The 19,764-nt window shown below is 66.1% G+C and carries 22 protein-coding genes; 11 read left to right on the top strand and 11 right to left on the bottom strand.

Features of this window, described 5'->3' with window-relative positions:
- Positions 1-1,264 precede the first annotated feature (1,264 nt).
- Together CA951_RS43405 and CA951_RS11430 are read left to right on the top strand one after the other, a co-directional pair.
- Positions 1,265-1,405 (top strand): hypothetical protein, encoded by a 141-nt coding sequence (locus tag CA951_RS43405; protein ID WP_179220172.1) that lies wholly within the window; start codon positions 1,265-1,267, stop codon positions 1,403-1,405.
- A 124-nt stretch (positions 1,406-1,529) separates the two neighbouring features.
- Positions 1,530-1,802 carry a hypothetical protein gene (locus tag CA951_RS11430; RefSeq protein WP_087556946.1) on the top strand — a complete coding sequence of 91 codons (273 nt, stop codon included), beginning with the start codon at positions 1,530-1,532 and terminating at the stop codon, positions 1,800-1,802.
- Between the two features lie 687 nt (positions 1,803-2,489).
- Here CA951_RS11430 and CA951_RS11425 read toward each other — a convergent pair.
- Positions 2,490-3,263 (bottom strand): SDR family NAD(P)-dependent oxidoreductase, encoded by a 774-nt coding sequence (locus CA951_RS11425; RefSeq protein WP_087556945.1) that lies wholly within the window; start codon positions 3,261-3,263, stop codon positions 2,490-2,492.
- Positions 3,264-3,378: 115 nt separating this feature from the next.
- Between CA951_RS11425 and CA951_RS11420 the strand changes: the two genes are divergently transcribed.
- Complete coding sequence (locus CA951_RS11420; RefSeq protein WP_087556944.1) at positions 3,379-3,981, top strand: TetR/AcrR family transcriptional regulator; 603 nt, start codon at positions 3,379-3,381, stop codon at positions 3,979-3,981.
- 57 nt (positions 3,982-4,038) lie between these two features.
- On the opposite strand, the gene CA951_RS11415 is transcribed toward CA951_RS11420, so the two are convergent.
- Positions 4,039-4,650, bottom strand: a complete 612-nt coding sequence (locus tag CA951_RS11415; protein WP_087556943.1) for a hypothetical protein — start codon at positions 4,648-4,650, stop codon at positions 4,039-4,041.
- Between the two features lie 336 nt (positions 4,651-4,986).
- Here CA951_RS11415 and CA951_RS11410 point away from each other — a divergent pair, with 336 nt between their 5' ends.
- From CA951_RS11410 to CA951_RS11400, 3 genes are read left to right on the top strand one after another with little or no spacing between them, the layout of a single operon-like run.
- Positions 4,987-6,381, top strand: a complete 1,395-nt coding sequence (locus CA951_RS11410) for an NAD(P)/FAD-dependent oxidoreductase (RefSeq protein ID WP_087556942.1) — start codon at positions 4,987-4,989, stop codon at positions 6,379-6,381.
- A gap of 45 nt (positions 6,382-6,426) precedes the next feature.
- Positions 6,427-7,320 (top strand): dihydrodipicolinate synthase family protein, encoded by an 894-nt coding sequence (locus tag CA951_RS11405; protein ID WP_087556941.1) that lies wholly within the window; start codon positions 6,427-6,429, stop codon positions 7,318-7,320.
- Positions 7,321-7,323: 3 nt separating this feature from the next.
- The gene (locus CA951_RS11400; protein ID WP_087556940.1) at positions 7,324-8,817 is read left to right on the top strand and encodes a sodium:alanine symporter family protein; all 1,494 of its coding nucleotides are present in this window, start codon (positions 7,324-7,326) and stop codon (positions 8,815-8,817) included.
- Between the two features lie 138 nt (positions 8,818-8,955).
- Here the strand turns inward: CA951_RS11400 and CA951_RS11395 are convergent, their stop codons facing one another.
- The 3 genes from CA951_RS11395 to CA951_RS43400 all read right to left on the bottom strand — a co-directional run bounded on the left by CA951_RS11395 (position 8,956) and on the right by CA951_RS43400 (position 11,296).
- Positions 8,956-9,717 carry a class I SAM-dependent methyltransferase gene (locus CA951_RS11395; RefSeq protein WP_087556939.1) on the bottom strand — a complete coding sequence of 254 codons (762 nt, stop codon included), beginning with the start codon at positions 9,715-9,717 and terminating at the stop codon, positions 8,956-8,958.
- Positions 9,718-9,926: 209 nt separating this feature from the next.
- Positions 9,927-10,505: a dihydrofolate reductase family protein gene (locus CA951_RS11390; protein ID WP_087556938.1), complete on the bottom strand. Its 579-nt coding sequence runs from the start codon at positions 10,503-10,505 to the stop codon at positions 9,927-9,929.
- Positions 10,502-11,296, bottom strand: a complete 795-nt coding sequence (locus CA951_RS43400) for a ferritin-like domain-containing protein (protein ID WP_218780486.1) — start codon at positions 11,294-11,296, stop codon at positions 10,502-10,504. Before CA951_RS43400 ends, CA951_RS11390 begins: the two co-directional genes overlap by 4 nt.
- A 110-nt stretch (positions 11,297-11,406) precedes the next feature.
- Between CA951_RS43400 and CA951_RS11375 the strand changes: the two genes are divergently transcribed.
- A complete protein-coding gene (locus CA951_RS11375) occupies positions 11,407-11,934 on the top strand; it encodes a hypothetical protein (RefSeq protein WP_087556936.1) in 528 nt (175 codons plus the stop codon).
- 42 nt (positions 11,935-11,976) lie between these two features.
- On the opposite strand, the gene CA951_RS11370 is transcribed toward CA951_RS11375, so the two are convergent.
- Together CA951_RS11370 and CA951_RS11365 are read right to left on the bottom strand one after the other, a co-directional pair.
- A complete protein-coding gene (locus CA951_RS11370) occupies positions 11,977-12,408 on the bottom strand; it encodes a hypothetical protein (RefSeq protein WP_256973489.1) in 432 nt (143 codons plus the stop codon).
- Positions 12,405-13,007, bottom strand: coding sequence for a dihydrofolate reductase family protein (locus CA951_RS11365; protein WP_087557036.1), 603 nt, complete (start codon positions 13,005-13,007; stop codon positions 12,405-12,407). The genes CA951_RS11370 and CA951_RS11365 overlap by 4 nt, the downstream gene beginning before the upstream one ends.
- Positions 13,008-13,207: 200 nt before the next feature.
- Between CA951_RS11365 and CA951_RS11360 the strand changes: the two genes are divergently transcribed.
- Positions 13,208-13,834, top strand: a complete 627-nt coding sequence (locus CA951_RS11360; RefSeq protein WP_087557035.1) for a class I SAM-dependent methyltransferase — start codon at positions 13,208-13,210, stop codon at positions 13,832-13,834.
- A gap of 3 nt (positions 13,835-13,837) precedes the next feature.
- Here CA951_RS11360 and CA951_RS11355 read toward each other — a convergent pair whose 3' ends face one another.
- A complete protein-coding gene (locus CA951_RS11355) occupies positions 13,838-14,797 on the bottom strand; it encodes a hypothetical protein (RefSeq protein ID WP_256973488.1) in 960 nt (319 codons plus the stop codon).
- Here CA951_RS11355 and CA951_RS11350 point away from each other — a divergent pair.
- Positions 14,775-15,092, top strand: a complete 318-nt coding sequence (locus tag CA951_RS11350; protein WP_256973487.1) for a hypothetical protein — start codon at positions 14,775-14,777, stop codon at positions 15,090-15,092. The two genes, CA951_RS11355 and CA951_RS11350, sit on opposite strands and share 23 nt — an antisense overlap.
- Before the next feature lie 20 nt (positions 15,093-15,112).
- Here the strand turns inward: CA951_RS11350 and CA951_RS11345 are convergent, their stop codons facing one another.
- Positions 15,113-15,319 carry a hypothetical protein gene (locus CA951_RS11345; protein WP_072941917.1) on the bottom strand — a complete coding sequence of 69 codons (207 nt, stop codon included), beginning with the start codon at positions 15,317-15,319 and terminating at the stop codon, positions 15,113-15,115.
- Positions 15,316-15,570 carry a hypothetical protein gene (locus tag CA951_RS11340; RefSeq protein ID WP_179220171.1) on the bottom strand — a complete coding sequence of 85 codons (255 nt, stop codon included), beginning with the start codon at positions 15,568-15,570 and terminating at the stop codon, positions 15,316-15,318. Before CA951_RS11340 ends, CA951_RS11345 begins: the two co-directional genes overlap by 4 nt.
- Before the next feature lie 271 nt (positions 15,571-15,841).
- Here CA951_RS11340 and CA951_RS11335 point away from each other — a divergent pair, with 271 nt between their 5' ends.
- Positions 15,842-16,024: a ChaB family protein gene (locus CA951_RS11335; protein WP_087556933.1), complete on the top strand. Its 183-nt coding sequence runs from the start codon at positions 15,842-15,844 to the stop codon at positions 16,022-16,024.
- Between the two features lie 65 nt (positions 16,025-16,089).
- Here CA951_RS11335 and CA951_RS11330 read toward each other — a convergent pair whose 3' ends face one another.
- On the bottom strand, positions 16,090-16,818 hold the full coding sequence (locus tag CA951_RS11330; RefSeq protein WP_087556932.1) for a GntR family transcriptional regulator: 729 nt from the start codon (positions 16,816-16,818) through the stop codon (positions 16,090-16,092).
- 51 nt (positions 16,819-16,869) lie between these two features.
- Between CA951_RS11330 and CA951_RS11325 the strand changes: the two genes are divergently transcribed.
- Positions 16,870-19,725 (top strand): FAD-binding and (Fe-S)-binding domain-containing protein, encoded by a 2,856-nt coding sequence (locus CA951_RS11325; protein WP_087556931.1) that lies wholly within the window; start codon positions 16,870-16,872, stop codon positions 19,723-19,725.
- Positions 19,726-19,764: the final 39 nt, after the last annotated feature.

The following is a 19,764-nucleotide window of genomic DNA, read 5'->3' as shown; positions in this document are numbered from 1 at the left end:
TGGCGAGCTGGGCTCAGTGTGACGATTTCTCCACGGCTGACTGTCGGGAGCCGCAAAGCAGCGGAACCTTGTCTGCCGGACGCCGATCATCCGGTCGTAGCGGATGCAGATCGTGCCCCGGGCACCCTGGGTGAGGGAGCCTTGCTCAGTTCGGTTCTGCGGCACGACGAGCGCGTGGATGCGTCGACGGGGAGCGTCGTGTGGCACTGATCGGAGTGACGGATAGTGCAGACGTCGCGTGCGACGGGGGAGCGGTGGAGCAGATCGTGCATCGGGGGCCTCGACTTGCAGGGTGCAGGAGTTGTTCGACTCCCACACTCCTCGCGAGATGTCCATTCGGCGACGGCAGAACGACCGGTAGACATACCTATTTCGTGCCCGGGGCTGCCTGTCGGGTGAGATCCGCACGGTGAAGTTCGTAGATGTGACCGCCGAGGTCGACTGCGCCGTTGCGGCGACTGTGACTGGCGGACAGAGTGATTCGCGCGCGATGCGGCGAGGAATGACATGCTTGGAGGGGGCACGTCAGCCGAGGGTCGCCACATCGGAGATGCTCACACGGCGGTGGCAGCTTCGGTGATGTGTTGTAGCGCAGTCAAGCGCAGCCCCCGCCAACGATGTAAATCAGCGGGCAGGGGCGCTACACGGACAACCTGCGCGTAGTAACGAGCAGCGCATCACCGATCTTCGTGAGCCGGAGCAGGGAAGTCCAGAGAGTGTGATCCATGCCACTGCACTATTTTCGCACCTTCCGAATTACCGACTGGTAAGTGCGATTTCAATGTTCTCGTGCGCCGTGCGCGATCCGGTTGGGGTTGCTCGGGCGCGAGCCTGCGACAGGGGTGTGCGGCCGATTATTGTGTGCTACAGCGCGTCTGATTGTGCTCGGAATTGTTCTCCGTAATCGAGTGCTTGTGGCGGCTGCTCACAACGTTGTCGCTGACGACCCGAAGCGCAGTCGACCCACTGCCTGGCGGCCGGGCCGGCACCCCGGCACGATCGGTGCCGGCCACGCGAAATGCCGGGGGCAGGGTGTGGACGCCAACGATGTGACGTAAGACACAGCTGAATTTGTGGGGGAGGTCTGGCGCTCGGGATGTCTGGTTGCAACTCTTAGCCGAGACCCAAGCCCTCATACCCAGATACGAGTATGGGTGGGGGTATTTCGGCCAATGTGCAGGTGTCGAAGTCGGTCCAAGGTAGCTGGTATGCCGCGTCATCGACGTGGCAACCGAGAATATCTGCACGTGGGAGAAGAGTTGCCATGGCATCGATCGCCGAAAATTTGGGTAGCAATCTGCTGAATACATTGCGGGTCAGTGTAGTTGGCACTGTTCTGTACGCCGGGCTCATCATGGGTCTGGTCGTGGTGGCGGTGTGGAAATTCCCGATGCCCGGCGTGTAGGCGCCGCGCCTCATGGCCCCGGGTCGGTGGCGGCGTTGCGAGCGAAGTGCCGGCGGCTCCGGGCGGCCGGTGATCAATCGCGCGGCACCTATGGCCGGCTCCTGTTGGTGTGGAGGGAATGACAATGTTCGGGACGAGCATCGACGCGATGGTTGCTCTGCTGGTGACTGCACTGGTGGTGGTTCCCGTCGCGTTCGGTGTGGCTGCGCGAGCGGACGCGAAGGTCCGTGGTCTTTCACAGCCCCGAGTCCACGATCCGGACCCGAGGAGGTCGGTCGCGGACGTGGACGAGCGGCGCGATCAATGGCGGCAGCTGGCAATGCGGGCGTGGCTGATCTGCTGCGGCGCCTCGCTGGTCGCAGTGGCGGTGGTGGGCGTCCTGATCTGTGTCGGGTGAAGTCGACGACGGGCGCCGGAAGTGCGCCGGTATGAGTTTGCGCGTGTTGGTCGGGACGGGCTGAACCCGAGGCGTCGACCCCCCGGCTGGAGTATCAACACAGATTGAAAACCTTTCAGCCGCTGCGACTTACGCGCTCGATGTCGCCCCAAGGCGCGGTGTGTAACCCGGGTGAGTCGATGCGGGATTTCGGCACGACCGGTCCGCACCAATCCCTGCTGGCCAGTATAGGTTTGGCTGGCTTGGTATCGAATTTTCGACCTGTTCCTGCGTGTTCGGGTGCGAGGATATGGTAGATCCGCCGTCCGCTTCGTTCGGCATCGGGCATAAAGGCCCGCCCGTACGACGGTGCCGTCGTACGGGCGGGGTGATCCCCCGACGCGCACCAGGGGGGTGGTGCGGTCGTGGAGTGCAGCACTGATCCCTCAAAAGGGGGCGCATGTTGCCTGTCTGTGGCTGCGCGGTGTGTGCTGCCTGCGTGTCTGCGAGTGAAGTTGTGGGTCGGACATTGTGTCCGGCGGCCTCCTTCTCACGGTTCGGCGGTGTTTCGACGTGCTTCCAATTGTGTGGTGATCTGCGACGTTGCGCATGGGTCGTTTGACGTATGGCCGTACCTGTTTTTGCGGTTCGCGTGGTTCTTGCCGGTCGTGTGCCTTGCGTCGGTTTCGGCATTTGCCGAAGGCGCCTCTAGACGGTGTTGACCGCGACGCGTCCACCGTCGACGTCGAGGACGGTTCCGTGTACGAAGCGGGCATCGTCGGAGGCGAGGTAGAGCACGGCGGCGGCGATGTCTTCGGCGGTGCCCGGCGTGCCGGCGGGTGTGGTGTGCATCAGGGTGTCGGCGGGGGAATCGGCGTCGGGTCCGGCGGGGCGGATGACGCCGGGGGAGACGGCGTTGACGCGGAGTCCTCGCGGGCCGAATTCGGCGGCCCAGGATCGGGTGAGGCTTTCCACCGCGGCTTTGGATGACGCGTAGACCGGGCCGTGGGGGATGCCGAGGCGGGCCACCCAGGAACCGAGGTTGACGACGACGCCGCCACCGTTGTCGATCATGTGCGGGGCGAGGGCCTGCATCAGGAAGATGGGCGCTTTGACGTTGACGGCGTAGATGCGGTCGACGATGTCGTCGTCGACGGTCAGGGTGCCGGACGGCGGGAAGACGCCCGCGTTGTTGACGAGGATGTCGAGGTGCCCGCCGGTCAGGTGCAGTGTCTGTTCGGCGAGGGTGTGGCTGGTGGCGGAGGTGCCGTCGAGGTCGGCGGGGAGGAAGTCGGCGCGGCCTCCCGCTTGATGGATCGCAGCGACGGTGTCGTTCCCGCGGGTGGTGTCGCGGCCGGAGACGATGACGTGGGCGCCTTCGGCGGCGAAGGCGACGGCGATGGCGCGGCCGATGTGGGAGGTCGATCCGGTGACGAGGGCGGTGCGGTCGTGGAGGCGGTTGCTGGTGAGGTGATTGGTCATGTCCCGAACGGTAGAAACAATTTTTTGGACCAGCAAGTCCAGAAAGTGAGGTGTGATCGCTGGTAATGGGATTGATGGAGGGTTCACCGGTCCAGAATTGCGTTATCGTTGCCACGTGCCGATCACTGCGAAGGGGCGAGCGACCAGACAGCGCATCGTCGAGGGTGCGGCGACGCACCTTCGGGGTGGTGAGCCGGGCCGGGTCACGCTCGACGACATCCGCGCGATCACCGGAACCAGCAAGGGGCAGTTGTTCCATTACTTTCCGGGTGGCAAGGACGAACTGCTGCTTGCTGTCGCCGTCTTCGAGGCAGGCCGGGTTCTCGACGATCAGGAACCGCACCTCGGCGCGTTGACGACGTGGGCGGCGTGGTTGCGGTGGCGGGAGGTGTTGGTCACCCGGTACCGCGCCCAGGGCGCGCACTGTCCGCTCGGTTCGCTGCTGGCGCAGGCGGGCGGAACTCCGGGGGCGTCTGAGGTGGTCCGAACAATGTTGGCGCAGTGGCGGACCCACGTGGCGGCGGGGATCGAGGCGATGCAGGCGGCGAGAGAGGTGCGGGCGGAGGTGGATGCGTCGCGCACTGCGTCCGCGTTCATCGCGGGTATTCAGGGTGGGGTGCAGGTTCTGCGGTCGACGGGCAGTGTCGAGGATCTCGAAGCCGTCCTCGACACTCTGATCGACTACCTTCGCTGCCCGGAATCACCCACTACCTGCTGATCAACTCGGATACCGCAGGGCGCGCGGATGCTCGCCGCACTCCGGCTCACCGAGGCGCTATCCCGAGGGGGTGTCGAGCTGTTTCCATTCGTACGCCCACTGCCGCAGTCGCTTTCGGCGCAGCAGCGTGCGTGTGAGTGTGATCGGGACAAGGAGGGCGCCGGCGGACAGTGCCCAGACCCCGCATGCGGCGGTCGCCGCGAGGACCGTGTTTTGCCCGTCGGTGGGGATGGGTCCGGTGAGGTTGCCGTCGGCGTCGATGCTGATGGTGATTGTTTGACCGGCCTTGGCGGGGGTGTCGGTGGGCACGATGCCGGTGTGTTCGCCGTGGGGTGTCGTCCAGCGGGCGCGGGCGCTGTCTTTGGTGCCGGTGGGGCGGAGCGCGTCTTCGGGGGTGTCGGATGCGGGATGGGTGTCCTCGAGTAGGACGGCCGGCACCTGCTGCTCATCAGCCCGGAGCGCGCGGGTCTGTTGTTCGAGTCGGGCGTGGGTGGCGGTTCCGAATGCCGCGGCGAATGGGATCGCCAGCAGTATCAGTACGGCGGTGATCAGGATGACGGCAGCTTCGGCCCGGTCGCTCGGCCGCATGAGGTGGTTGCGGCTCCACGGGCTCAGTCGCCACCACCGGGTCGGGGTGGGTACCGGTGCCGATTCGTCCGAGCGACGCATGGCTCACCTCCCGTACGGGCCTGTTCGCGGTCTCCACTCTCGATTGTGCCCAAATCTGACGTGGCGACGCCTTCATAACCGGACAGTCAGTTTGCCGCAGCCGTCGGAATCGCCGAAATTTTCGCGATTCGGGATTGCGTGATCTGTGATCACAACTTAGTCTTGACTGATCCGGGTATGACGGGCATCACCATCAGACCCGATATGTGCGACTCGACCCGGCCTGGCATTCCACGGCGCTACCGCAAGCCAGGACGGGCGTCCCGAAACAAGAATTCGCCACAAACTCGCCGACGCCTCCGGTGAGAGACACGGCGCTAGTCAAGGAGATATGAAGTGCGAGATGTAGTTGTTGTCGGCGCGGGCCTGGCCGGACTCTCAGCCGGCTGGCGGCTGCGTCATTGGGACACCCTTGTACTGGAGTCCGACGAGCGCGTCGGTGGCCGCATCCGCTCCGAGCGTCGCGGCTCGTACTGGCTGAACTGGGGCGGCCACGTGTTCGCCGGCCCCGGATCTTCGACCGAAGCCCTGCTCAACGAGGCCGGCGTCATGTCGGTCGACATTCCCGGGTCGCTTCAGGCGCTCTCCATGAACGGCAAGTTCCTCGAGAAGGGGCACATCGCCACCTACCCCTTCCGGATCCCGATGTCCCTGTCGGCGCGGATGGCGACCATGCGTGCCGGAATGAAGATCGTCGCGGGCGTCGGAAAGTACACCGGAGTGGTGCGGACCCGCGCCGGTGAGTCCGGTGCAATGCGACAGCAACGAATCTACAACTTCGCGAACGACGAGTCCTTCCTCGATTTCGTCGGGGACCTGCCGGAGGATGCGGCGGCCCTGTTCAAGACCACCGTCACCCGGTCGGCCGGAAACATGGACCAGATCTCCGCCGGTGCGGGCATCGGATACTTCAGCCTGGTGCTCGGATTCGGACAGGGCCTGAGCCGGGGCATCGTCGGCGGCCCCTCCACCCTCACCGAGGCCCTCGCCGCGTCGCTGGGCGACCGCGTCCAGTTGGGTGCCGAGGTGCAGGAGGTCGTCCACAAGAAGGAATCGGTCGTCGTCCGCTACCGCCAGCACGGCCGTGACCACGAGGTCGAGGCGCGCACCGTCGTCCTCGCCACGACCGCGGACGTGTCCCATCGGGTCGGTGTCGATCTGCCGCAGGATCTGCGTGACGCGCTCGCGCAGGTCAAGTACGGACCCCACGTCAGCTCGGCGTTCCTCACCGACGAGAAGACGAAGCAGCCGTGGGACGGCATCTACGCCATCGCCGCCCCGAAGCGGTCCTTCGCCATCGCCCTGAACCAGGCAAGCATCGTGCGCGGCAGCGAGTCCGTACGGCAGCCGGGCGGCAGCTTCATGACGTTCTCGCCGGCAGCCCTGGGCCAGGCACTGCTCGACAAGAGTGACGAAGAGGTCGTGCAGACCCACCTCGCCGACCTCGAGCAGATCCTCGGGCCCGGATTCTCCGACACGGTCGTCGAGGCCAAGGCCGCGCGATGGAAGAATGCGTCGCCCTACAGCTTCCCGGGCCGCGCGAAGCTGCAGCCCACGCTGACTCGTGGAGCGGGTCGCGTCTTCCTGGCCGGCGACTATCTCGGAACGCTCTACACGGAAACGTCGATCACCTCCGGGTTCTCCGCCGCACAAGAGGTGACGAGTGTGCTTGCCACACACCGTCAGACACGTCACAGCAGCCCCGTGGCTGCACAGGCCGCCAGCGCCTGACATTCCGCACACCCAACACCCGCCAACGATCCAGGAGTCACTTTTATGTCCAAGCAACTCAGCGGTGTCCTCACTGCCTTGACCACCCCGTTCGACGCCGACGAGCAGATCGACGTGAACAAGCTCAAGGTCGTGGTGGACCGCTCGATCAAGGCGGGCGTCGACGGTGTCGTCGCCGCGGGATCGACCGGTGAGGTCGGGGCGCTGTCGTCGGACGAGCGCCTGCGGCTCGTCGACACGGTCATCGAGCACGCCGATGGCCGGGTACCCGTCATCGCTCAGACCGGTGCCACGACAACTGCCGAAGCCATCCGGCTTTCCCGCGCCGCCGAGAAATCGGGCGCGGACGTGCTCATGCTGATCACCCCGTTCTACGAGCCGCTCTCGACCGAAGAGACGGTGACCTACATCAAGGATGTCGCGTCGTCGGTGGAACTGCCGATCATGCTGTACAACATCCCCGCGGTCACCGGTGTGAACCTGGACCCCGCCACCGTGCGCTCGCTGGCCGAAGAAGTCGACAACATCCGTTACATCAAGGACTCGAGCGCGAACTGGGAACAGGCACTGCAGCTGATCCACCACCACAGTGACGTGATCGGTACGTTCATCGGCTGGGACTCCTACATCTACAGCGCCCTGGTCGAGGGTGCTGCCGGAGTCATGGCGGGTGCCGCGAATGTGGTTCCGGACGAGATCGTCGCAGTAAACCGGCTCATCGCCGACGGCGACCTGCACGGCGCGCTCGCCAAGTGGCGCGAGGTGTACCCGGTGATCGATTCGATGATCTCCGTTCCGTTCATCTCCGCCGTCAAGGCGGGACTTGCCCTGCAAGGCGAGCCGGTCGGCGCTCCCCGTCGACCCACGGCCGAGCTCCCCGCCGAGCAGGTCGAGGGAATCGGACGGGCTCTGACGAAGCTCGCTGACCGGAACGGGTAAATCGTGACGGACATCGACTGGGCCGAGTTACTCACGACTCTGGCAGACGGAATCTGGGGACCGATGGCCTATGTCGTACTGGGCCTGGGGTTGGCGTACACCATTGCCATGAAAGGCATTCAGTTCCGGCGCATTCCCGACATGATTCGCCAGCTGAGGGAGCACAGCGAGGGGGAGGGAGGCCTGTCTTCCTTCCAAGCGCTCGTGCTCGCTCTCGGGAGCCGCGTCGGTGTCGGGAGCATCGCGGGCGTCGCCACCGCGGTCGGCGGCGGCGGACCCGGCGCACTGCTGTGGATGGCCGTGACGGGACTCGTCGGCTGCACCGTCGGGTACGCCGAGGCCACCCTGGCACAGGTGTTCAAACGGCAGGTTGAGGACGAAGACCGGAAGAAGGCCGGCGAGGACATCGGCGGCATGCCGTACTACATCAAGTACGGCCTGAAGCTTCCGAAGGTCGCGGCGCTCATCGCGTTTCTCGGCCTGGTCGGCTACGGCTTCATGTTCCCCGGGTTCCAGGTCAGCACCATCGCGTCCAGTGCTCAGCTGGCGTTCGGATTGCCGAGCTGGGTGCCAGCAGTCTTCGTCACCGCACTGATCGCCCTGGTGATCTTCGGCGGCACGACACGGATCGTCAAAGTTACCCAGACGCTCGTTCCGACTCTTGCAATCGGGTACCTCGTGCTGGCACTGGCCGTGATCTTCGCGAACCTCGAAAGCGTCCCCGACGCAATCAAGCTCATCGTGAACTCGGCATTCGGTCTCGACCCCGTTCTGGGCGGCATCGCGGGCGCCGCAGTCGCGTGGGGTGTTCGCCGGGCGGTCTTCGCGTCGGCGAACGGCATCGGCGAGGCCACCTTCGCGGCCGCGGCGGCACGGACCTCGCATCCCGGAAAGCAGGGCCTCGTCCAGACGTTCAGCATCTACATCGATGTCCTGCTGATCTGCATGGCAACGGGTTTGATGATGGTGGTGTCCGGCCAGTACAACGTCTCGGACGGCTCCGGCGGACATCTCGTCGAGAATCTTCCCGGCGTCGAGGCAGGCCCGAACTGGGTCCAGAAGTCCATCGACACACTGGCGCCGGGATGGGGTGCGGGCTTCATCGCGGTCGCCGTGTTCCTGTTCGGCTTCACCTGCCTGCTGCTGTACTACTACGTGGCGAACTCCAATCTCCTGTTCCTTCTGAACGGGCGAAAGGGTCCGGTGCCCAGGCTGATTCTCAAGGTCGGCACGCTCGCGATCGTCTTCGTGGGCTCCGTGGTGAACGCCGGAATCGTCTGGGCCATCGGCGACATCGGGCTCGGGATGATCGCCTGGATCAACCTCGCCTGCCTGGCACTGCTGTTCCCCATGGTCTACAAGGTCTACCGCGACTTCGAGCAGCAGAAGAAGCAAGGACTCGACCCGACCTTCGACCCGAAGTCGCTCGGCATCGAAGGAGCCGACTTCTGGGAGGAGAGCACCGCCACCGCCGCCACGGCGGATCGCAAAGACTGAGCCTTTCGTTCGAGGACCGTGCACAGCGTCGTATCGACGCAGTGCACGGTCCTCGAGGGCACCGCCGCAGGCGTCGACCGAACGCACTCGACGACTACTCACGCACCGAACACATCAAGTACAACCGTGGACGCTGACCTACCGCAGATCCGCGCAAGGAGTCTTCGCGGGAGTCAGTGCGACGAGCCATGTCCTGTAGTGCTCGATCACGGTGCCTCCGAGTTCCCGGACAGCGGCGGCAGCCTGTTCGGCCTCCTCCGAGGTCCAGTCGCTGAACGTCGAGAACAGCCGGAACACTTGCCGGTCGTTCAGCTCGATGTTCCACCGGAACGTGCGGACCACGTCGACGGTGAACAGGCCCGAACGAGTCAACTCTGCGGTGAGCGCTGAAACATCCTCCGGATCGGGTCCGGGGCGTGGTGGTGCGCCGCGGTCCTGCACGATCCGTGCGACACGCTCCCGGAACGGGGTCCTGGCGTCGGGATCTCCGAAGACGTTCCGCCACACCAGGAACCTCCCATCGTGGGTCAGCGCGCGGTGGACCTTCGGAAGAGCGATATCGAGATCGATCCAGTGAATCGATGTCGCCGCGATTGCGATGTCGAAGGCATTCTCGGGAAGCTCGACGTCCTCGACGCGTTCGACGATGACGGTCGCGTCCGGATGTGCGCCTCGGAGGCGTGCGGCGAGCCGTGGGCCGGGCTCCACTGCGGTGACACTCAGGCCCGCGGCGAGCAGGGGACCGGTCGCCTGCCCTGTTCCCGCTCCGATGTCCAGGGCGCGGAGGCCGGGCTCGAGAACGCCGAGACCGCGAAGACTGTCCCACAGCGCCGGCGGATACGGCGGCCGCGCGTCACCGTAGATGTCCGCGTGCGCCTCGAAATGCATCGGATCAATCATGCACGAAAGTCTAGATTCCTGTGCAGGCCGACAGGTCGTCGATCCGGCGGCGAAGGGCCGTCGTACTGCGCACTCACCCACGAGTTCCGCGCCGTGGGTTTGCAGGCAGTACATCGAGCAGCAGCGGCGACCGCCCGTGCTCCCGGTAGGCCGCAGTCGATGCGCTGGCCCGGCCTTGAAGGACCGGGCTTGCGCGCTACCCTCCGCGGTCAGTGGAGGGTGGGTCGGTAGACGAGCTCCTGGATGTGACCGTCGAGCGTCCGGTTCTCGAGCAGCTCGAGGTCGAAGTCGGCCGCACCCTGGAAGATCGGGTCATCACCGGTCTGACCGGTGATCACAGGGAAGAGCGTCACCTGCAGGCGGTCGACGAGGCCGGCGGCCAGCAGCGCCCGGTTCATCGACAGGCTGCCGTGGGAGCGAAGGGGCACGTCGGACTCCTGCTTGAGCCGGGCGACGATGTCGACGGCGTCACCGCTGACGATGGTCGCGTCCGGCCAGTCGAGAGGTCCTTCCAACGTCGTCGACACCACCGTTGCCGGCAGGCTCCTCATCCGCGTGACCCATGGGTCACGCACGTCGGACTCCTCGGTGCTCGATGCCAGCATTTGCGCAAATGCCCGATACGTGTTGGCCCCGAATACCATCCGCTGCTCCGACTCGTACAAGCCAAGGCGGTGGTCGAGCAACTCGGGGCCCTGCTTGCCCCAGTAGCCTCCCCAGTCGCCGCCGCTGACGCCGCCGTAGCCGTCGAGGCTGGAAAAGACGTCGAAGGTGTAGGTCGCGGTCATGTCGTTCTCCTCGAGTCGCGTTTTGATCGATGTGGATACAGACTGGGAACCACTGCGAAACTCATCGTCGTCGTTGTGAGTCCGGTCCGGCCTGCTGTGCCGAAAGCCTGTGCGGCGGCATTGTCGAACAGCCGCATGGTGTCGGCGACGAAAACCCGCCGTGTCACACCCAACACGCGCAGGGCCGGTCCGTGATCAAATGCGACGACCACCGCGACTGCCAACGCCAGTGCGCGCCAAGTCCGCCTGATCGCGGCCCGCACCTGCGCAGGGGTGTGGGCGAAGCCGGTGCTCAGGCGACAGCACTGGAACGGGACGTGGCGTCGTTCGTCGTCGAGGATTCGGTGGGACACCTCGGCCAAGAGTGCGTCGCCGCCGCCGTCGGCGAGCGCACGGTAGTAGCGCAGCGCAATAACTTCCGCGACGGTCAAGATCATGAGCTCGAGCCGTAACCCCATCAACCGACGCAATTGCACGAAAATGCTGTCGGACCAGTGCCGATCCACTGTCGGTACCCCGGCGGCGCGTAGCAGCGCCGCGAGCATCCGCGCATGGTTCTGTTCTTCGGCGACGAACAGTCGCACGGCGGCCTCGTAGTCGGGGTCGCCCGCAGCGTCTGCCTTGACGATCAGGTGGGCGCCGTCGCCGCTCTCTCCCACCTGAAACTTCTGCAGGCTCCGCGCCACGGCCGAATGAAGCTTGCACCCGCGTGACCAGTCGGGGTCGGGTTCCGCTGCGCGCCGCGCGGCCCGGTCCGCGAAGTCGGCGGTCCAGGCCTTCGACGTGCTCACACAGAAAGCGTAGAGCGAACACGAGCGCCGCCACCTACACCGCGGTCCCGGTCACCACCGCGCGGGTATATACACCCAATACGTTGCCGACACCTGTGATTCAATCTGTCATGCGCAAGTCATTGCTTATAGTCGCGTTGATCGCGTTCTGGTCGGTTGCCGGGGCTGTGCCTGCGGGGGCGGCACCGACGCAGCCGTCCTGGTCGGGGGACTACTCGTTGAAGCGCTTCGCCGCGACGAAGACCGGTACGAGTTTGGCCGCGCGGCAGTGGGAGCCCGACTTCGCTGATACGTACCGATTCGAGACGAGTTGCACGGACGACTCCTGCATTGCGACCGTGGTCGATGGGCCCACGCCGGCCAATCCGACTTTGCCGCTACCGCCGCGATACACGTGGGACGGGACCAGCTGGGTCCACACCTACGACTGGGAGTGGGACTGCTACCAGGGCGAGGGCGTGCCGAAGGTGTGGGCACCGGCGCACTCGGTTGCGTACTACACACCCCAGCCAGACGGGACGCTGACCGGTTCCTGGCGAACCGACATCGACAGCGGCCCGTGCGAAGGTTCGGTGATCATGGACGTCGCCGCCTATCCCGTCCAGCCGCCGCCCGGACCATTCGGTAGCAGTTCGTAGGACACGGGTGCACAGCGGCCACCGACCGGCTGAGCCCCCTGCCTAGCAGCCGACCTGCGAGCAAGCCCAGCTTCTGGCGATCTTCCATGCACTGTCTTCGGCCACGAACGGAATCGGTGAACCCTCCGGCTGCGGCTGCCCATTTATGACGGGGTTGCCGAAGGCGAGTAAGGATCCGTCGCCAGGGTCCAGCACCGCGTGGAATTCGACAGTCATTCCCTCCTGAACGAACTTCTGGGCGAGCCGGGGATCGGCCTCGTCGACGCCCTGAATCAGATTCACTCGGTCGGACAAGGGGACGTCGTAGTCGAGGGCAGTGTTGTACAGCGCGGTCAGCTCGTCCGCCGTCGGGAGCATTCCCGGTATGCCGTGTGTGGATGATGCCTCACCGTCGTCCGGACTGCACGCAGTCATTAGCACTGACGCGGTGACGACGATGCCGCAGGCCAATATCGAGTTGAACCGAAGCGTCATCGACGGGTCCTTCGCGGTGAGGAACGCAAATGTTGCCCGTTGGACTCCTCGCGGGCGCGCCGGTAGCGCTCGTAGATCACGCGCGAGCCGAACGTCCTGGTCTCGATCAGGTCCAGCGGAACGTTTTCGGTGACCGGCGGCAGGAACGGCGTGCCGCCACCGACGACGATCGGATTGCGGAACATGCGCAGCTCGTCGACGAGGCCGAGTTCGATTGCTGTCGCGGCCAGGCCGGCGCCGCCGATCGAGACGTCCTTGTCGGTTGCGTCGAGCGCTGCAGCGGCCTCCTCGGCCACCGACGCATTGGCCAGCCGGGCGTTGCCTTGGACGCTGTCGAGCGTGCGGCTGAAGACGACCTTCGGGATGGTGCACCAGATGTCGGCGAACGCGGCCTGAAGCTCGGTGTCGCGCATCGACGGATCCGTCTCCCACGGCAGCATGGTCTCGTAAAGCCCACGGCCGCACAGATGGCCGCCGAGCTCGCGTATCTGCTCGACGTGGAAACGAAACTGCTCGTCGTCGGGCACCGTCCACCCGAAGCCCCCCTCCCGGTCGGTGATGAAGCCGTCCACCGAGACGCTCATCGAGTAGATCAGCATGGCAATGTCACCGTTGAGCTGGACATCCGGCTCTCCATCCTTCTGCACGCTGCTCTGTCCCAGAGTGTGACCGGTCAGAGTGCGAAGACGCATCGTCGTTGGCGGGTTCCAGCGATCGTACGGCGATTGTCGACGCCAGGTGCCGACTCGCCGCGGGGAGGTTCGGCGTGTGCAGCACCCGATCGATGATCATTGACCGCATGGCGAACGCGAGAACCCGGCCAGGCGACATCGTCCGAGAGTCGTACTCGGCCAGATCCCAGGAATACACGGCTCTCTTCGGCTCCATGACTTCGACACACCCGTCCGATCGGGCCCTGGTGAGCAGTTGGGCTGCCTCACTGACGGGACCCGTGCTCGACGCCGGGTGTGGTCCGGGTCAGTGGACCGACTTCCTGGCCGCGTGCGGAGTCGCTGCGAGCGGCATCGATCTGGTGCCAGAGTTCGTCGAACGGGCCCGCGCGCAGTCTCCGAGCCTCTCCTTCGAAATCGGCAGCTTCGAGACGCTGGACGTCGCGACAGAATCACTGGGTGGTGTGCTGTCCTGGTACTCGCTCATTCACCACAGTCCGCAAGACATCCAGACTCCGCTCGCCGAGTTCGCGCGCGTGATTCGACCGGGCGGCGGCCTGCTGGTCGGCTTCTTCGAAGGAACAACCGTAGAGGCATTCGACCATGCCGTGACCACTGCCCATCGATGGCCGGTTGCCGAACTCGGCCGGCAGTTGGCCCAGGCCGGCTTCGAGGTGATCGAGACACACACCCGGACGGGGAGCGGCTCCAGGTCTCACGGCGCCATCACCGCACGCCGGCAGAGCACCCGGTGACGGCTACAACCGTGGGTCCACCGGCTCGGACTCGAGCGCCAGAACCGCGAACACCGTTTCGTGCACTCGCCACAGCGGGTCGCCTTCGGTGAACCGGGTCAGCGCCTCGAGGCCGAGCGCATGTTCGCGCAGAGCCATCGATCGTTTGCGGCCGAGTGAGCGGTCGCGGAGAACATCGAGGTTCTCCGTGTAATCGGGGCCGTAGATGATCCGCAGGTATTCCCGCCCCCGCACCTTGATGCCCGGCTGAATCCTCCGGTGTGCCAGTTCTGCGGGTGTGGGGCCGAGTGGCTTGACCACCATGCCCTCACCGCCGGCCTCGGTCAGTTGCGACCACCAGGTGGTCGCCGCGTCCCGGGACTCGTCGGACGTGAGGTCGACGAACCGGTGCCTGGTCGCGGCGATGAGGGGATCTTCGAGTGCCGCCAGCTTCGCGAGGTGCCAGGAGTGCGGTTCGGTGACTGCGGTCGCGCGGCCGTCACAGGCGAGGATGTGGAACGGCGCGAGCCGCACCCCGTCCAGGCCGGTCACCGGCCAGCAGTACCGTGCATACGACTCCCTGAAACGCCGGGCGTTGTCCGCGCGGGTTCGGGTGTGAGCCAACAGGTCTGCGACGTCCATCCCCCGCGCCGCGGCCCGTTCCAGCGCGGTGATCGCGTCCGGCAGCGCCGCACCCGCCGCGGCTCCGACCGACGCGTATTGGCTGCGGATCAGTTCTCCCGCCTTCGCCGACCACGGCAGCAGTTCGCAATCGAGTGCCAGCCACGACGACCCGAGGTCGTCCATCAGCGGTCTGCACGCGGTGCGGAGCCGGGCCACCAGTTCGCTCATCGTGGCCGGGTCGTCGAAGAACGGTCGGCCGGTGCGGGTGTAGACGATCCCCGAACTTCCGTCGGTGACACCGAACCGCTCCGCCGCGGTTGCGGCATCGCGGGCCAGGATGGCGATCGCCCGGGAACCCATGTGCTTCTCCTCGCACACGATCTCGGTGATCCCACTCGGCCGATCCGCGCCTTCTCCGCAGGACGAGTACCTGAACGAGATCGATCCGGATCGCGCCATTGCCAGGTCGTCCGACGGATCCACTGTCACTCGCGCGGTCTACCCATCCAACGGCGGTAGCGCCTACTTCTCCATCACCCTTCCCACCAACCAACAGATCATCATCAACACCACCCCCATCGGGGGTTCCACCGTGCCGGTGACGTTGGAGCAGATCGAATACCTGGCGACCGCGCCCGACCTCGACTTGGGCTGAACTCCGACGAAGGCCATCCGTCACATGCTGTCGAAGATGCGCTGTTCTGGGACGCCGGCGTTCTGTGCCGAGGTGACGGCGTCGAGGAGGTCGTCGGTGAGTTGCTCGAAGGTGGCGGTGCGGACTCGTTCCGGGGGTCGGTCGCTCGGGTGGGTGGTCAGGAAGCAGTGCAGCATTGCGCACGTGTCGCGCACGTGTTCGAGAGCCCGGCGTTGGTCGTCGTTCATCGCCGGTCCGATTGGCGTCCGACGCTCGGCGCCTGTGCGTCGTGCGGTCCCCTCCGTGGGCAGGCGTGGTCGACCGCCCGCAGCAGGTCGTGGGTGAGTCGTCGGTAGGTCGAGAGCCATCGGTGGTCGACGGGTTCGTCGCGCAGGTATGCAGTCAAGGTGGCGGTGTTCTCGCCGGTATCCAACCATCGGCGCAGGTCGGTGGTGCGATCCTGGACGTGCTGCAACAAAGAGTGTGGCGAAACGGGCATCGAGTCTCCTCTGGTACGGAATTCCCTTCGGCGAGAATGAATTTCACGTGGCGGCTAGCTTCCCGAGCCATTGTTGCCTATGTCGGTGTCCGATGCTGGTGTTTGCCGGTCTGTGCCGCCGCTGTCGGGAGTCGGGCCGACTCGTTGGCCGTCGATGGTTGATCGGTCGGCCATGTCGGAAAACTTGCCCGACTCCGGTTCCGTCGCGGTGATACCGGGCGGACAATCGATGGGTACGACATCAAGCCCATGACCGAGAAGGAGTGGAGCCGTGAATCGGACCGACCTCCCACAGACACTGCGGAGATCATCGAAGGAGGTGCAGGCCGCTTTCGCCACGGCACACGAAACAGCCGTTCGGCGGTACGGCGAGGGCGAGGAGGCTCAACGTGCGGCATACGGCGAGCTCAAACAATCGTACGAACTCGTGACCGACCACTGGGTGCCCAAGTAGGACTGATGTCGCACCCGTGAGTACTTGTTAACCGCCGGACGTTGACAAGTACTCACGGGTGGAGGTCAGACGACGGCAGACCAGATCTCGTCGACGGACCGATCGGACGCCTCGGTGCGGAGGGCCTGGGCGACGAGCAGGCGTCCGGTGTTTTCGAGGTGCTTGCGCATTGCGGCTTCTGCCTCGTCGGGTTGACCGGCGATGATTGCGTCGATGACGGGTGTGTGCTCGTCGTCGATGTCGGTGAGCGTTCTGGTCTTGTCGGCGGTGTTGGCCCCGAGCAGTCGGGTGGTCTCGCGCAGTGTCTTGACGATCGCCCGGGCCCGGCTGTTGTCGGCGGCGTCGAGGATCAGGTCGTGGAGCCCGAGGTCGTGGTGGGCGAACTCGTGTTCGTTGCCGATGGCCGCTGCGTCCCGCATCAGGCGCTGCTGGTGGAGCAGCGCGTCCGACAAGGCGGCGGGGTCGGGTGCGGTCGCGGCCTTGCGGACGGCGGGGAGTTCCAGCGCCAATCGGACTGCGAAGATCTCGGCGATCTCCTTGGGCTGGGGGAGCAGGATGCGGAAGCCCTGCCGAGCCTCGAATTTGATGAGTCCCACTTCTTCGAGGCGGAGCAGCGCGTCGCGCACGGGGGTGCGGGAGATGCCCAGGCCCTCGGCGAGTTGGTAGACCGAGTACTTCACTCCGGGCTTCATGCGGCCGTCGTCGATGGCGGCCCGCACGGCCGCGATCGCCTGCTCCATCCGTCGCCCCGGGAACGGGGTGAGCGGTTCGAGTTCGAGCGCTTCGTCTGCCACCCGATCACTGTAACAACATCGGACTGTTCGTAGCATGCTAGGAGCTGTAGCATGCTACGAATGATCACCGCTGAATCACTGGCCGCTGAGCTGCGCAGTTCTGGAGTGAGCGATGTTCTCTCCGACGGCACGACCCGCGCCGCCTATTCTTCCGACGCTTCCCTGTACCGGGTGCGACCGCTGGTCGTCGCGCGGCCACGGCACGCCGACGAGGTCGCGGCGGCTCTCGCGGTGTGCCGTCGGGAGGGTGTGCCGCTGACCAGTCGTGGAGGCGGCACCTCGGTGGCAGGCAACGCGGTCGGGACGGGACTGATCCTGGACTTCAGCCGGCACATGAACCGGGTGCTCTCGATCGACACGGACGCACAAACCGCGACGGTGGAGCCGGGCACGATCCAGGTGGTGCTGCAGCAGGCCGCTGCCGCCCACGGATTACGGTTCGGCCCAGACCCGTCGACGTTCACCCGCTGCACCATCGGCGGGATGATCGGAAACAACGCCTGCGGGTCCCGCACCCTCGGATATGGCCGGACCTCGGACAACGTGACGGGCCTACATGTGCTCACCGGGACCGGGGAGTCGCTGCAACTGGGCGCGCCCGGTGAAGGGGCAGCATCCCCCACACTGACCGCATTGCAGCAGGTCACTCGCGGTGGCCTGGCGACCATCCGCACCGAACTCGGCCAGTTCGGTCGTCAGGTGTCCGGCTACGCCCTCGAACATCTCCTGCCGGAGAACCGGTTCGACGTGACCCGCATGCTGGTCGGCACCGAGGGCACGCTCGCCGTGGCGACCCGGGCCACGGTTCGGCTGGTCACCGAGCCCGCCCACCGGGTGCTGGTGGTGCTCGGCTACCGCGACATCGCGTCGGCGGGGGACGCGACCCCGCTGGTGTTGAAGTTCGATCCGACGGCCTGCGAGGGGATCGATTCCCGAATCGTCGACGTGGTGCGTGAGCGCCGCGGCCCGGATGCGGTTCCGCCGCTGCCTACAGGAGCGGCGTGGTTGTTCGTCGAGGTCGTCGGCGAACAGATCGACGAGACGATCGCCCGGGCTCAGCAGGTCGGACGCGACTGCGGCGCCGTGGACAGCCTCGTCGTCACCGACGCCGCCCGCACCGCCGAGTTGTGGCGGATCCGGGCCGACGGAGCCGGGCTCGCCGGGCGCAGCCCCGCCGGACTGCCCGCGCACGCGGGGTGGGAGGACGCGGCCGTGCCACCGGCAATGCTGGGTAACTACCTCCGCGACTTCGATGCGCTGATGAACGAATACGACGTCACCGGCCTGCCGTACGGGCACTTCGGCGACGGCTGCCTGCACGTGCGCATCGACTGGCCGCTCGACCAGCCCGGCGGCAGCGGCATCTTCCGGGAGTTCCTGGTCGCGGCAAGCAAACTGGTCGCCGGCTACGGCGGTTCCCTGTCGGGTGAGCACGGTGACGGCCGCGCCCGCAGCGAACTCCTGCCGCTGATGTACTCACCGGACGCGATGACACTCTTCGCCGCCGTCAAGCACGTCTTCGACCCGGACAACATCCTCAACCCGGGTGTCGTCGTCGACCCGCGCCCCGTCGACGCGGATCTGCGGGTGCCGGCAGCCCCGCTCGTGCGGCGTCAACTTGCGATGGCGTATCACCACGACGACGGCGACTTCACCCAGGCCGTGCACCGCTGCACCGGCGTCGGGAAGTGCCGGGCCGACAACACCGCGAGCGGGGGAGTGATGTGCCCGTCGTATCAGGCGACACGGGAGGAAAAGGACTCCACCCGCGGCCGCGCGCGCGTCCTGCAGGAAATGATCAACGGCACCGCCGTCGACGGAGGCTGGCGTTCGCCGGAGGTCCACGACGCCCTCGACCTGTGCCTGTCCTGCAAGGGATGTTCCTCGGACTGCCCGACCGGGGTCGACATGGCCGCCTTCAAAGCCGAAGTGCTGCACCAGAGCTACCAGGGTCGCATCCGCCCTGCCTCCCACTACTCGCTGGGGTGGCTCCCGCGCTGGGCGAAGATCGCCAGCCGTGCCCCCGGCCCGGTCAACGCCATGATGCGCGTTCCCGGCATCGGACCGCTGGCGTTGTCGTCGGCCGGCGTGGACAGGCGCCGCACCATCCCCCCGTTCGCGAAGCAGACGTTCCGGTCCTGGTTCAAGGCCACCGAGAACGACCGTGCCACCACCGGTGACCCAGTAATGCTGTTCGTCGACTCGTTCACCAACTACTTCACCCCCGAGGTCGGGCACGCCGCCGTGCGGGTGCTCGAGGCCGCCGGGTACCGACCGCAGTTGACCGACAAGCAGCAGTGCTGCGGACTGACCTGGATCTCGACCGGTCAACTCACCGCGGCGAAGAAGATCCTCGGACGCACCATGGACGCACTGTCCGGCAGCGCCGCGGCCGGGATCCCGATCGTCGGGATGGAGCCGTCCTGCACCGGGGTGCTGCGTTCGGACGCCGCGGAACTGCTGGGGAGGGCGGCCGCCGATCCGGTCGCCGAGGCCACCCGCACCCTGGCGGAACTGTTGACGGACCGAGGGTGGGAACCGCCGTCCCTCGAGGGCAAATCCGTTGTCGCGCAGCCGCACTGCCATCACCATTCCGTGATGGGGTGGAGTCCGGACGCACAACTCCTGGAGAAGGCCGGTGCACAGGTGCAGCGGTTGGGTGGGTACTGTGGCCTGGCCGGGAACTTCGGCGTCGAGAAGGGACACTACGAGGTGTCCGTCGCCGTCGCCGAACAGCAGCTTCTCCCCGCCGTGGCCGGAGCCGATGCCGACACCACGATCCTCGCGGACGGATACTCCTGCCGCACCCAGCTCGCGGATCTGACCGATCGCCGCGGTGACCACCTGGCGCAGCTCCTCGCCGCGCAGCTCGACGCGGAGGCGGCGCTCCGCTGCGATGGCCGGTAGTGCAGTGGGTGCGCCGCCGCGTACCACGAGCAGACGCTC

Origin of the sequence: Rhodococcus sp. NCIMB 12038 (assembly GCF_002165735.1) — a bacterium.
Taxonomy (GTDB): domain Bacteria; phylum Actinomycetota; class Actinomycetes; order Mycobacteriales; family Mycobacteriaceae; genus Rhodococcus_F.
Note: the sequence above shows the minus strand (reverse complement) of the source record. Positions and strands in the feature narration are given on the sequence as shown.

Bases quoted from the DNA above. Each gene is read 5' to 3' on its own strand.
- CA951_RS11340 (WP_179220171.1), bottom strand. From the start codon at position 15,570: ATGCCCGTTTCGCCACACTCTTTGTTGCAGCACGTCCAGGATCGCACC.
- CA951_RS11325 (WP_087556931.1), top strand. From the start codon at position 16,870: ATGCTACGAATGATCACCGCTGAATCACTGGCCGCTGAGCTGCGCAGT.
- CA951_RS11375 (WP_087556936.1), top strand. From the start codon at position 11,407: ATGCGCAAGTCATTGCTTATAGTCGCGTTGATCGCGTTCTGGTCGGTT.
- CA951_RS11360 (WP_087557035.1), top strand. From the start codon at position 13,208: ATGGCGAACGCGAGAACCCGGCCAGGCGACATCGTCCGAGAGTCGTAC.
- CA951_RS11415 (WP_087556943.1), bottom strand. From the start codon at position 4,650: ATGCGTCGCTCGGACGAATCGGCACCGGTACCCACCCCGACCCGGTGG.
- CA951_RS11365 (WP_087557036.1), bottom strand. From the start codon at position 13,007: ATGCTGATCTACTCGATGAGCGTCTCGGTGGACGGCTTCATCACCGAC.
- CA951_RS11370 (WP_256973489.1), bottom strand. From the start codon at position 12,408: ATGACGCTTCGGTTCAACTCGATATTGGCCTGCGGCATCGTCGTCACC.
- CA951_RS43405 (WP_179220172.1), top strand. From the start codon at position 1,265: ATGGCATCGATCGCCGAAAATTTGGGTAGCAATCTGCTGAATACATTG.
- CA951_RS11350 (WP_256973487.1), top strand. From the start codon at position 14,775: ATGGCGATCGCCCGGGAACCCATGTGCTTCTCCTCGCACACGATCTCG.
- CA951_RS11395 (WP_087556939.1), bottom strand. From the start codon at position 9,717: ATGATTGATCCGATGCATTTCGAGGCGCACGCGGACATCTACGGTGAC.
- CA951_RS11355 (WP_256973488.1), bottom strand. From the start codon at position 14,797: ATGGGTTCCCGGGCGATCGCCATCCTGGCCCGCGATGCCGCAACCGCG.
- CA951_RS11390 (WP_087556938.1), bottom strand. From the start codon at position 10,505: ATGACCGCGACCTACACCTTCGACGTCTTTTCCAGCCTCGACGGCTAC.
- CA951_RS11345 (WP_072941917.1), bottom strand. From the start codon at position 15,319: ATGAACGACGACCAACGCCGGGCTCTCGAACACGTGCGCGACACGTGC.
- CA951_RS11405 (WP_087556941.1), top strand. From the start codon at position 6,427: ATGTCCAAGCAACTCAGCGGTGTCCTCACTGCCTTGACCACCCCGTTC.
- CA951_RS11425 (WP_087556945.1), bottom strand. From the start codon at position 3,263: ATGACCAATCACCTCACCAGCAACCGCCTCCACGACCGCACCGCCCTC.
- CA951_RS11430 (WP_087556946.1), top strand. From the start codon at position 1,530: ATGTTCGGGACGAGCATCGACGCGATGGTTGCTCTGCTGGTGACTGCA.